Origin of the sequence: Phocaeicola acetigenes, from assembly GCF_027529745.1 — a bacterium.
Lineage (GTDB): Bacteria > Bacteroidota > Bacteroidia > Bacteroidales > Bacteroidaceae > Phocaeicola > Phocaeicola acetigenes.
In genome coordinates this window covers 93,694-106,669 of sequence record NZ_JAPZVM010000003.1, presented here as the reverse complement: position 1 = coordinate 106,669, position 12,976 = coordinate 93,694, and the positions used below count along the sequence as shown (strand labels likewise).

General features: G+C 38.7%; 7 protein-coding genes and 1 riboswitch. Of the genes, 2 read left to right on the top strand and 5 right to left on the bottom strand.

Annotated elements, in window-relative coordinates; translation table 11 throughout:
- Positions 1 to 33 precede the first annotated feature (33 nt).
- Complete coding sequence (locus O6P32_RS05000; RefSeq protein ID WP_269877157.1) at positions 34 to 1,389, top strand: leucine-rich repeat domain-containing protein; 1,356 nt, start codon at positions 34 to 36, stop codon at positions 1,387 to 1,389.
- Positions 1,390 to 2,036: 647 nt separating this feature from the next.
- Here O6P32_RS05000 and O6P32_RS04995 read toward each other — a convergent pair.
- The 5 genes from O6P32_RS04995 to O6P32_RS04975 form a co-directional block, all read right to left on the bottom strand.
- Positions 2,037 to 3,176 (bottom strand): DUF1735 and LamG domain-containing protein, encoded by a 1,140-nt coding sequence (locus O6P32_RS04995; RefSeq protein WP_269877156.1) that lies wholly within the window; start codon positions 3,174 to 3,176, stop codon positions 2,037 to 2,039.
- Positions 3,177 to 3,205: 29 nt separating this feature from the next.
- The gene (locus O6P32_RS04990; RefSeq protein ID WP_269877155.1) at positions 3,206 to 4,309 is read right to left on the bottom strand and encodes a glycoside hydrolase family 18; all 1,104 of its coding nucleotides are present in this window, start codon (positions 4,307 to 4,309) and stop codon (positions 3,206 to 3,208) included.
- Between the two features lie 26 nt (positions 4,310 to 4,335).
- Positions 4,336 to 5,943: a RagB/SusD family nutrient uptake outer membrane protein gene (locus O6P32_RS04985; RefSeq protein ID WP_269877154.1), complete on the bottom strand. Its 1,608-nt coding sequence runs from the start codon at positions 5,941 to 5,943 to the stop codon at positions 4,336 to 4,338.
- A 7-nt stretch (positions 5,944 to 5,950) separates the two neighbouring features.
- Positions 5,951 to 9,037, bottom strand: a complete 3,087-nt coding sequence (locus tag O6P32_RS04980; RefSeq protein WP_269877153.1) for a SusC/RagA family TonB-linked outer membrane protein — start codon at positions 9,035 to 9,037, stop codon at positions 5,951 to 5,953.
- A gap of 344 nt (positions 9,038 to 9,381) precedes the next feature.
- Positions 9,382 to 10,560 carry a phosphoribosylaminoimidazolecarboxamide formyltransferase gene (locus O6P32_RS04975; protein WP_269877151.1) on the bottom strand — a complete coding sequence of 393 codons (1,179 nt, stop codon included), beginning with the start codon at positions 10,558 to 10,560 and terminating at the stop codon, positions 9,382 to 9,384.
- A 68-nt stretch (positions 10,561 to 10,628) separates the two neighbouring features.
- Positions 10,629 to 10,829: riboswitch (cobalamin riboswitch) on the top strand.
- Between the two features lie 103 nt (positions 10,830 to 10,932).
- Between O6P32_RS04975 and O6P32_RS04970 the strand changes: the two genes are divergently transcribed.
- Positions 10,933 to 12,969: a TonB-dependent receptor plug domain-containing protein gene (locus O6P32_RS04970; RefSeq protein ID WP_269877150.1), complete on the top strand. Its 2,037-nt coding sequence runs from the start codon at positions 10,933 to 10,935 to the stop codon at positions 12,967 to 12,969.
- Positions 12,970 to 12,976: the final 7 nt, after the last annotated feature.

Here is a 12,976-nt window from a genome sequence, read left to right as displayed (position 1 = left end):
ATATTATTAATACAAAAATTAAACCATGTAGTTATGACAGACAAACTTTTTTATCCATTTTTAATTTTATTATTGTGTACAACGGTGTTGTTTTCTTGCAAAAAAGAAAATATGAATGATGCCACTACCACTGCTGTAAGAATTTCAGTGGTGAATGAAAAAGGTGAAGTTCAACCTGATTGTATTGTGAAATTGTTTGATGAAGCTTCGTTCTTAAAATTTAAGGAAGATGTAAAAACAGAAACACCTTATAAAAGTACAACCGATAAAAGCGGAATCGCTTATTTTGCAATTGATAATGCTGCATGGTTTTCAACTTCTTCTACGAGAGAGCTGAGCTTTGTTGTAATAGAAACTCAGACGGCCAGTCAGGTTTCATGGTCATCGGCAGGAGGTACGGTGATGAGAGGAAAAGATACTGCATTTAAAATTGTAGTGAAAAATGGGCAAACAATTCCGGATGAATCCACTAAATCACTCATTATAGAGGATGGAGTGGTAAAGGGTATTTCAGATGAAAACGTTTCTAAAGTTATTTTTCCAAATAATGTAAAAGCTATTTCTGAATTTGCTTTTAGGGATAGTAAGATTGTAGAGGTTGTGTTGAATGAAGGAATAGAAAGAATCGGTAGATTTGCTTTTATGGATAGTAAAATACAAAAGATCAACTTTCCTTCTACTCTGGTGTCAATAGAAGAATCTGCATTTCAAGATTGTATCAATTTGTCTGAGGTGGATTTGTCACGAACAAAAATTGAAACGATCGGTGTTTCTGCATTTATTGATTGTGGAATCTCTACTCTGTCATTGCCGGAAGGACTTAAGGAAATTCAAGACCAGGCTTTTTATGGAAATAAGAGTTTGAAGGAAGTAAAATTGCCTTTGGGTATCCAAGTAGTGGAAAATAGTGCTTTCTGTAGCTCTTCGATTGTGAAAGTAGAACTTCCTAATAGTGTGACTCGTTTAGGATATAGAGCATTTGCAGACTGTGCCGATTTGAAAGACTTTATAGTGTATGATGCAACGGTAGATGGTAATGGAGAAACTATTGTGGAGATAGGATGTTTTGAAAATTGTACTTCATTGAAAGAAATAAAGATTCCAGACAGCATAAAAAAACTTGAAGGACATACGTTTATCGGATGTAAGAGCCTTGAAAGAATTATTTTGTCTAAGAATCTTATTGAGGTAGGAAACTATGGAATAAGAACAAATTATCCTGTGAAATCTATTGAATTTACAGGAAAGGAATGCCCTAAATTTTTAACGAATCAAGTGCTGCCTTTTATTGTAGATATAGATTATATTGTGGTTCCTAAAGGTTGTAAAGAGAATTATGTAAAAGGTATTCCTGAGTCTTATAAAGAGAAAATCAAAGAAAAGGAATAATTTCTATTTTTAGAATACTTTATTCCAATTCCGAAGAATGCTGCTTTCTGTTTTATTTGGGAGGAATTGCAGATATTCGGTATAAAAGAAAAAAACAGCAGATATATAAGGCGTCTCCTTGCAGTGAGACACTTGTCTCCCTCTAATGGTACACTCGTCTCTTTCTAATGAGACGGTCGTACCATTAGAGGGAGACGACTGAAAAGGGCTATTCGGTAAATGTTCCCTTCAAATAAAATGGCATGTGAAGATGATAGATGATAATCGCTTCATATGCCATTTTTAGTACGCTTCCTGTATGAGTATTAGTGGATGGGTATAAGTGTTCTAATCACGGGAATCATACGGCTTCTACTTGATACATTCCATATGTCTATACTGAAAGTGATAGGGAAAAATAGAATCAATTTTATCTTGCTTGTTTGGCTTTATTTCATAGTGCTGATGATAATACAGAGGTTCAGTAATTGTTTATGGTGAGCCAAATAAGAACCCTTCGTTTGTTTATATTATTAACTAAAAAGAGAAAAACCTGCGAGCTTGGGAATAATCCCTCGCAAGCAGGTTTCTCTCTTTTAGAAACTAATCTATCATTTTCAACCTTAACCTTTCATTGTTATTGTTGTTGGGTTGCATTATCTTTCAGTTTACTCAACTTTTACAGGAGTTTCTAATTCTTCGAATATGCTGAGATTAGTTGTACATTCTAGTCCTTTTGCACAATCTTTAATGTAACCACCGGCCTGTTCATCAGTACCGTTCAGCTTGAAGTAAAGTTCCAATCCCGGAGATTTTGGATCTACTGTCAACATATTCTGTTTCAACTGTGTTTCTGTACGTGCTACACTCCATACGCGTACTTCGGACATGTAACCATAAAGAGGACGTTCTCCCCACTGGAATCCCGGAATTTTACCGATATTGAAACCAACATCTGCATTCGGATCAAATCCTGGGATGGCCCATCCTGTTTCAGCCCATTTAGAGCCATTTACATAGATTGCAGATTTACCAGAGGGCTGGTCGTAAGTCAACGCAATGTGATACCATTTGCCTGTTTGTACAGGATCTGAAACTTTGTATGTCTGTTGTCCTGCTACTTCAATGATATCTTCCGGTGTTACACCACCTCCGGCATCACCAATACGGAGAATCATGATACCTTCTGTTCCCATAATCGTATTGTTACTTCCAAATCTACTAATGTATACTAATGCTTCGTAAGTAAATGAGTTGAAATAAGTTCCTGCGGGGAACGGTACTTTGATATAGTTACTGTTGAATTTAGCTACAGTTGTAATCTTCACTGGTTTTGAGATGAAGAAGAAAACCATATCAGTACCAGGTAATGTAGGAACAGAATTAGATTGTACTTTAACAGGTAAAATAAATGATTTACCTTCTTCTACAGTACTCAAATTGCTAAGTTCCACAGAGATGATTTCTGAATAAATATCTCCACTAGCAATAGTAGATGAAGTACTACTTAAACTGGCATGAGAGGCATCAAACATTTCGTATGATGTACCGTATTTTGCATTGTATTCGTCTACTACGCTCTTGTCTGCAATGGCATAGGTTACTTCTACAGGTGAATCTGATAGGGTTGTAAGTCTTGAAGACAACTCTACAGTCATCGTTTCACCTTCTATTGAGAGCATTTGTGTTTTGTTCTCAAAATATACTTTGGGTTCAAGCAAGTCACTCTCACTCTCATTGTTACATGCATGTGTGAGCAATGCAACTGCACCCAACATTAAATATTTGAATATGTGTTTCATAATCATTTTTTTTTGTAGAATTAGATTTCTTTCTATTATTCTTCACTGCCTGATTGGCTTTGGTTGGCCTTCCATTCATTAAACACTTGCTGGTTTATCTGAATAGCTTGACGCATCCATTTATAATCAGGAGTATTGTTGTAGTCGTTGTCGAAACGATATGCTCCTACTCCGCCTTTATAACCTTTAGCAGGCATTGTTGCAGCCTGATCTAAAAGTCCTCCACCAGAAACAGCATACTGTTCAAAGTTCTCTGTTACAATGTATCTTTCCGGATGACCGTCTGGAGAACTGATGGAAGGTCTATGGCTTCCATAATTTTGACCAATCCAATAGTCTACATATCCATCCAATTCTCCAAGGCCTGACATTCTACCGTCTATACAAATTAATTTATGTCCTTTGCCTTCTGGGTCACTCTTTGGACCGATGTATTTGTTCATTTCTTTTACAAGGAAAATCAAGTGTTGGTTGGTACTTAATGTTCCATCCATATCGAACACACCACTACCGATTTCCCAGTCAATGTCATAACCATCCCATTCGCTGGTGTATAATGAGTCGCAAAGAGCTTTAGCAAAACGAGCCAGTGATTCGTAATGGTTTTCACTTTCAAATTCTCCTTCGAATCCCCAGAATTTCCAACGAGCTAATTTCTTTTGCAATTCAATTTCACTTTCACCCCATCCTTCTTCTTCTCCTTTTTTCTCAACTTCTTCATACACCCAGTCTGGTGTTCTTCCTTTTCCCATATAAGAAAGAAGGCTTACTTCCAAAAGCTTTGTACCTTTTACTTTTTGCACAAACTCTTTATCAGCTTTCTGTTCCGGAGTAATTTTGAATCGGTTGGGAGCTCCACTCCACATGGATACGATATCCATACTGTCAGGCATTGAAGTTAGATATCCTTTTCGGTAAGCTCCTGCTGGAGACCAGTTAGAGAACCATCCGAAAGCTACTGGACGTCCATAGTTATTAGCTGTAGCCTTATATGCACGCAGGTTTTGGTAATACTCACAGTCACCTATTGTGTTATATCCACCAATATGTTCCACTTCTATTTTTTCTACATCTGTACACGAAGCGAACAGAAGTCCTGTAAAAGGAACGATATAGAGTAATTTTTTTAATGTATTCATAGTTATTGTATCCTTTTAATGATTGGTTAATTTCTAGCATCCCACCAAAGTCTGGAAGTAGCTTTATCCACTTTGTCTTTCAGTTTACTTACAGCATCGTCATAATTAGCTTTGTCTTCAGCAGACTGTGAGAAACTGATAGGGTATACCATACGGCGAATACCGTCTTCTTTAGTGATACCTTGACCAGCACCATTGTTGACTTGTACCTGATTCAGTTTAGGATAACCAGTTCTTCTCCATTCTGTCCAAGCTTCTTGTCCGTTCGGATAAAGAGCGATCCATTTTTGAATCATGATCTTTTCCAGTTTTTCTTCGTTACTTCCAGAAAACTCTGTTGTAGCTTGAGTAGGAGCTGAAGCCGAATAACCGTTGATTGTTACAGCTACCGGTTTCTTTCCGTTTGCAAGGTATGCATCAACTTCAGAAGCGCTGAGTCCATTCTCTTCAAATGACATCTGTACACCTTGTTTGTACAAAGATTCAGCATCTCCAAATTCAGGCCATTCCAATGCTGCTTCTGCACGCAGGAAGTATACTTCTGAAGCACGCATCCAATAAGTTGGAGTAGCACTGGTCATATTAGGCTGAGAATATTCTTTATATGTATTATTACCTTGTACATGTCCAGGAGGTACTGGTGCGTATGTTTTTCCATCGAATGCAGAAAGGGCTCCGCTTGTTTCAGAAGGTAAGAAATAAACGCTCAAACGTGGATCTTCATAACCTGCCAAATAAGCGTACATGCTGGTACACATACGAGCTTCGTTATAGTTTGATGCCAAATAACTGATGTTATTTACAAAAGTATATCCAGCACCTGTACTCATTTGGGCTGCATCGTCTTTCACTGTCATTACACCTACACTATGATTTAATGCAGTCTGTGCCCATTGTTTAGCTTTGGCAGGAGCAACGAACTTCAGTCGCATAGCCATACGAAGCATCAGTGAGTTAGCATATTTGACCCATTTATTTGCACTACCACCATAAACAGCATCGAAGTCTGCTACTACAGTACCTCCCTGTTCTGCCAGCGGAGTCAGAGTAGTAATGGCATTTTGCAAATCTTGGAACATTGTATCGTATACTTCTTCTTCGCTATCGAATGGGATAACTAATGCCATTTCTCCAGCGTGAGTATATGGGATAGGACCAAATGTTTCCAATGTTTTCACCCATGCGGAAATTTTTAAAATCTGGGCCAATGCAAAACCATCTACGTCACCACTTTTTTCAGATTCCATCTTGGCATTTTTCCAAGGTGAATAGAGATTAGTATACGAGTTACTATATGTAGAAGAAACCCATGCATCTACCAGATAATAAGTCATGTGGTTATTTCCACTATACCAGTTGTTGTTTTCACTGAAGTATCCACTCCAAAGATCGGCAGACAAGTGATAAGCAATCTGGTATTGGTTGATTGCATCAGTACCATCTGCCTGAGTACCTACAGGTACTACTTGTCTTTCCATTGTCAGGATTGGACCTCCCATAGAAATACCATCCATTTTACCCATCTCATCGGTCATTTCATAGGGATTGGTATTGATGTCTTCGTAATCGCAGGATGACAAGAATGACAATGCACAAATTCCTGCTAACAATTTATATTGATTCATTTTTTTCATAGTTGTATTATAATTTAACTTTGATGCCGAAACCAAAACTTCTTACGCTAGGCTGCATGAAGTAGTCATTACCCTGTCCATAAGTACTGGTACTAGGAGTTAATTCTGGGTCGAATGGAGCTTCGCAGTAAATCATCCATGGGTTGTTGGCAATAAATGATACAGTTACATCTTTCAATACATTATTGAACCAAGAATTTGGGAATGTATAGCTCAATGTCAGTTCTTGTAAACGGATATTAGTTGCACTATATACATAGTATCCAGATGTTTCATAGCTACCGGTACCGATCATCTTGTAGTAAGTTTCAGCGTCTACTCTACCTTGTCCAGGCAATAATGCACCACCCAGGTCACGAGCTTCTGCAGATGCTTTTGATACACCGAATCGGTCAAGAATAGCTTCTGTTGAAGAGGTTACTACACCACCAAAGCGGCCGTTCAACAAGAAACTTAATCCAAAACCTTTATATGATAAGGTGTTGTTCCATCCCATGTTGAAATCAGGAGTGGTTTTGCCCAAATATACAGGTTCTACTGTTTCCAAACTATAGTTACCAGAACCGTCAACAGCAACGAATCCTTGACTGTCTTTCTTGAAGAATTGAGTAGCATAAATGTCATGAATTGTTCCACCTTCTTTCAAGATAGTACGTCCGTTGTCTTTCAATACTTCTGGAATATTGATTGGTTCCAAACTTAAGTCAGTGTAGAAATCATGAACCATTTCCTTGATCTCATTTACGTTGCGTGAGAATGTCAATGTAGAAGAGAATCCGAAGTCTTTAAAGTTATCACTGTAACCCAAAGATGCTTCCCAACCACGGTTTTCTACGTTACCAGCCTGCAAATAAATCTGTTTGTAACCTGAGTATTCTGGAAGATCTCCAAGGAATGTCTGGTTATAAGTATTAGACTTATAGTAAGTAACTTCCGCAGTTAATTTCTTCCACAAACGTAAACTCAGACCAAATTCATAAGAACGAGTACGTTCTGCCTTAAAATCAGTAAACGGATAGATGTAAGTATTTCCTGGAACACCTCCGACGATAGGACTAGTAATAGTTCCCGGAGTCAAACCTGAACGTGAGATAGGAGCACCTACTTCTGTATATGAACCGCGTACCTTCATGTATGAGATAAACTCTGGTAATTTAACCATTTCAGAAATAATACCAGACAAACCTACTGAAGGATAGAAGAATGATTCATTGCCAGTGTTAACCAAGCGTGAGTTCCAGTCATTACGTCCTGTCAAGGTCAAATACAACATGCTCTTCCAACCTAATTCAACGTTGGCAAAAATAGCGTTGTTACGTACACGGCTGAATCCACCGTCTTCGATAGGACGAGCTTTAGTTGCATCAATGTTGCTAACTGCAAACAAGTTCGGTACTAACTGCAGTGGACCTCTATATCCTTTAGTTTCTGACCAGTAGTTAGAGTAACTGTAACCTAAGTTGGCAGAAAGACTGAAGTCCTTGAAGTTCTTATTGATGTTGACCATGAAGTCTGCGTATTCCTGACGGTCTTTGTAATCATTATATTCGTACAAACCTTTTTGAGATCCTTCTGTAAAGACATCGTATGAACTTGCATAGATTTTTCTTTCAAATCGGATGTATGAGTCATCCATACGATAACGTCCAGATATATTCAACCAGTCAAAAATCTTATAGGTCAAACCTACATTGAACATATAACGGCTCTTTTCACTTGGACTCAAGTTGCGATAAGCGGTCCAATATGGGTTCTGGTTACCGTAAGTTGCATCACTAACTGGCCAATATTGTACTGGAATATTACGGCTGTCGCTATAACGTTCGAAAGTTTTGATATCTTCCCAATTTTCTCCACGTGGGAACAGATAAGCAGCCATTACAGGGTTCCAATACTGTCCTTGTGATACCATGTTCTGGTCTTTCTGTTTTACATATGATGCTCCCAAATCCAATTGTAATTTGTCATTCAGGAAAGTGGAGGTATTTCTAATAGTAAAGTTCAAACGATCGTAAGTGTTGTTTGGAACAATACCTTTAGAGTTGGTAGATGATACAGAAGCAAAAGTCTGATTAGTCTTGTTACCAGTAGTTAATGTCAATGAGTTAATGAAGTTAGTACCAGTCTGGAAGAAATCATCTTTCGGATCATAATCGTTAGGAGTAGCTAGTTTGTTACCCCAGCTTTCGAATACACCTTCTTTGTTTCCGTAAGTGTTTTGGAATTCAGGAGTCATATAGGCTTTACTGAATTCGGATGAAGAAGAGAATGAAATCTGAAGTTTTCCTTCTTTACCTTTTTTGGTGTTAATCAAAATTACACCGTTGGCAGCACTACTACCATAAAGCGCTGCTGCAGAAGGGCCACTCAATACAGAGATACTTTCAATATCTTCAGGGTTGAAGTCGGCAATACCTTCAGTAGTTGCTCTTCCATCCCCCAAGACGTCACTACCAGTACCTAATGTGGTATTAAACAAAGGAATACCGTCTACTACATATAAAGCGTTGTTGTCACCTTCAATAGATTTTGCACCACGCATTACAACACGTGTAGAACCACCGGCACCACTGGCACTTTTATTAATTGTAACACCTGCGATTTTACCATTCAAAGAGTTAACAAAGTTGGCGTCTTTAGCACGGATTAATTCGTCTGATTTAACCTGTTGCACATTGTAGCTCAATGCCTTTTCAGCACGTTTGATACCCAATGCTGTTACAACTACTTCATCCAATACTTCGGTATCTTCTTTCATTGTAATTTTGCCAAAGTCTGGTTTCGCAGTCAAACTTAATGTCTTATAACCAATGTAGGAGATTTCAAGTGTAGCACCTTTACTTACAGATAAAGTAAAATTACCATCAAAATCTGTAATAGTACCATTAGTTGTACCTTTTTCAAGAATACTTACACCAATTAATGGCTCTCCTTTTGCATCTACTACAGAACCTTGAACTGTAATTTTGTTGGCTTGTTGGGACACGGGTAAACCATTGAAACCTAATGAGCTATTGGCATTTGCATAAACTGCACCACTACCGGAAGTCATCAGCAAAAGCAATAGCAATTGTGAAAATCTGCTTCTTTTCATAGATTTGGTTTGATTTAAAATTATTTGATAATTGAATGTTGATATCCTGTTTTTTACAGGTCCATGAAGGATGTACGTTCTCTTTACCCAGAGAACTGGATTGTAAAATGTGTTTTCATTTTAGTTGCGGTTAAGGTTCTTTTTATTTGTATTTATTAAGGCTTTTTTTGATGTCGTTGCAAATATACGTAATGTTTTAAATATTGAAAACGATTGTGTGTTTTTTTTAATAAAGGATATTGTATTTATTTAAGGGGAATATATGAGAAAAAGAATTTGTAAAAATAAATGCAGTTGGAATTCATATGATTAAGATGAAAATCCAGCTGCATTTAGGAGTGGTATTAATGATGGAATAATCGGATACCTGTGAAGGCCATTGCGATGTGATATTTGTCACAGGTTGCAATTACATGGTCATCGCGAACAGATCCTCCAGCTTGGGCTATGTATTCAACTCCGCTTTTATGAGCTCTTTCGATGTTATCTCCAAAGGGGAAAAATGCATCAGAACCTAAGGATACGCCTTTCAATGTATTCAGCCAGGCGCGTTTTTCTTCTCTGGTCAGGACTTCCGGCCGGTGAGTGAAGAACTGCTGCCATGTTCCTTCTGCCAGCACATCATCATGGTCGTCGCTGATATAGATATCAATAGTATTATCGCGGTCTGCACGTCGGATTTTTTCTATCCAGGGAAGATTCAATACTTTGGGATGTTGGCGAAGATACCAGATATCAGCTTTATTTCCTGCCAATCTTGTACAATGAATGCGGCTTTGTTGTCCTGCACCGATACCAATTGCCTGTCCGTCTTTTACGTAGCATACAGAGTTGGACTGTGTGTATTTTAAGGTGATAAGAGCAATCATCAAATCACGTTTTGCCGCTTCGGGAAATTCCTTGTTTTGAGTCGGAATGTTGCTGAACAGTTCGTCGCTGTTGAGCTTGATTTCATTTCGTCCCTGTTCGAAAGTGATACCATATACATCTTTGCGTTCGATGGGAGCAGGCTGGTAGTTCGGATCGATTTTTATTACATTGTAAGTTCCTTTACGTTTGTTTTTTAGAATTTCCAGTGCTTCATCTGTATATCCGGGAGCAATTACTCCGTCGGAAACTTCACGATTGATGAAACGGGCTGTTGCTTCGTCACAGATGTCGCTAAGTGCAATAAAGTCGCCGTAAGAAGACATGCGGTCTGCGCCACGGGCACGTACGTAAGCACAAGCCAGAGGAGACAACGGAAGATTGTCTACGAAATAAATTTGTTTCATCGTATCATCCAATTCCAGGCCAATAGCTGCTCCTGCCGGGCTGACATGTTTGAATGAAGTTGCGGCAGGCATACCAGTGGCTTCTTTCAGTTCTTTCACTAATTGCCATCCGTTTAAAGCATCTAAAAAGTTGATGTAACCGGGACGTCCATTCAGTACTTCAATAGGAAGTTCTCCCTCTTTCATGAAAATACGTGCCGGTTTTTGGTTGGGGTTACAACCATACTTTAATTCTAGTTCCTTCATCATAGTTTGATATATTTAAGATTGATTTTCTTACAAAAATATGGAATTTTTTCTGCTTATTGAAAAACTTTCTTACCTTTGCTACATATGGTTTGAGTTTCGTATTTCTTTTCGAAACCAATTAAAAGGGAATCAGGTGAGAGTCCTGAACAGTCCCGCTGCTGTAAGTTCTATATAATAAGGTTAGCAGACATTTATGCCACTGAATTCGTTTGGGAAGGCGTTTGCTGATAAGAACAAGTCAGAAGACCTGCCATATATTTTTCGCAGCTTTCGAGGAAAAAGCGTAGAATGAATTTTTCGTTTTTATATCTTCATTCATTCGTATATTAGGGGAAGAAAGCTGTTTTTGTTTGTAGTGAATTGAAAAACAGCATGAAGCGTATTGTTAAAATCATATGGCTTGCAGGATTGGGGATAAGTAGTGTAACGGGGTCTTCGTTTGCACAAACTGTATTGGATACAGCCCGAGTATACACTATTCCTGAAGTAACAGTAACCGACCGTTATCAGATAAGGGAAGTTCGTGCAACTGCCCCTGTTCAGATACTCTCTGCTGAAGAGTTAAAAGCTTTAAATGTAATGCAGGTATCAGATGCGGTAAAACATTTCTCTGGAGTTACTGTAAAAGATTATGGAGGTATTGGTGGATTAAAGACTGTTTCGGTACGCAGTTTAGGTGCTCAGCATACTGCTGTTTCTTATGATGGAATTGCAGTGACTGATTGTCAGACAGGACAGATTGACCTTGGACGATTTTCATTGGAGAATGTAGATAAATTAGTATTGAATAATGGACAGGGAGAGCAAATCTTTCAGCCAGCTCGTTTGTTTGCTTCAGCTGGGACATTGAGTATTCAAACCTTAACTCCTCATTTTGAGGACGGGAAGAATTCTTTGTTGAAAGGTACTCTGAAGACGGGCTCTTGGGGACTTGTTAATCCTTCATTGTATTGGGAGCAGCAATTAGCGGACAAATGGAGTCTGACAGCTCAAGGAGAATGGATGTCGTCTGATGGTCGTTATCCGTATACTTTATATTATGGGGATAAAGATGATCAGCATAGCAGGGAAAAACGAAAGAATACCGAAGTACAGAATTTGCGGACTGAGGTCAATGTCTTTGGGAATTTTTCGGATAAAGAACAACTTCGCCTCAAGGCATATTATTATCAGTCGTCGAGAGGCTTGCCTAATGCTACTACCTATTATTATGATTATGCCTCCCAGCATTTATGGGATAAGAATGTTTTTGTACAGGGACATTATAAAAAGGAATTGAACCATCGATGGGCGGTTCAGGCCTCAGCCAAATGGAACTGGAGTTACCAGCGTTATTTAGATCCGGATTATAAGGGGAGTACCGGACAATCGGAAAATAATTATTACCAGCAGGAGTATTATGTCTCAGCTTCAGCTCTGTATCGGGCATTCGATAATCTTTCTTTTTCACTTTCAACTGACGGAAGTATCAACCGGATGAATGCTGATTTACATAATTTTGCTAAGCCGGTACGTTATTCATGGCTGACTGCCCTGGCTGGAAAATACGTAAATGAATGGATGACAGTTTCGGCTTCAGTATTGGCAACTGTTATCAACGAGGATGTGTCGGTCGGAAGCAGTGCGGGAGGACACCGGAAGTGGAGCCCTTATTTCAGTGCATCTTTCAAGCCTTTTCCCAGAGAAGAATTTAGAATACGTTTCTTTTATAAGGATATATTCCGTTTGCCCAGTTTCAATGATTTGTATTACGGGCAGACTGGAAATATTCGCTTGAAACCGGAGCAGGCGCAGCAATATAATATCGGTCTGACTTATGGTAAACAATTTGAGGGATTGGTTTCTTCTTTGTCGGCTACCGTTGATGCTTATGCCAATCGGGTAACCGATAAGATAGTAGCTACTCCTACCAAAAACCTGTTTATATGGAGTATGGTGAACTTAGGCAAGGTTGATATTAAAGGCATAGATGTCACTGCCAATATTTGTCTGACGCCATTTGAGGGATATTTATTGACTCTTTCCGGAAATTATACATATCAGCGGGCTCTCGATGTCACCAGTTCCAATCCTGATTCTCCCGAGAGTATGACTTATAAACATCAGATTGCTTATACCCCACGTGTATCGGGTTCGGGGCAGGCTGTACTGGAAACACCCTATGTGAACTTGTCGTATGCAATGCTTTTCTCTGGAAAACGTTATGTTCTGGGACAGAATATCACCAAGAATCGACTTGATGGATATACAGATCATAGTGTTTCTGCATACCGTGACTTCCGTTTTCGAAAAATGACTACTTCTTTACGGATAGAAGTGCTTAATCTTTTGAACAAAAATTATGAGATTGTGAAGAACTTTCCTATGCCGGGACGTTCGTTTCGGCTAACTGTAGGCATAAAATATTGAAGAAAGA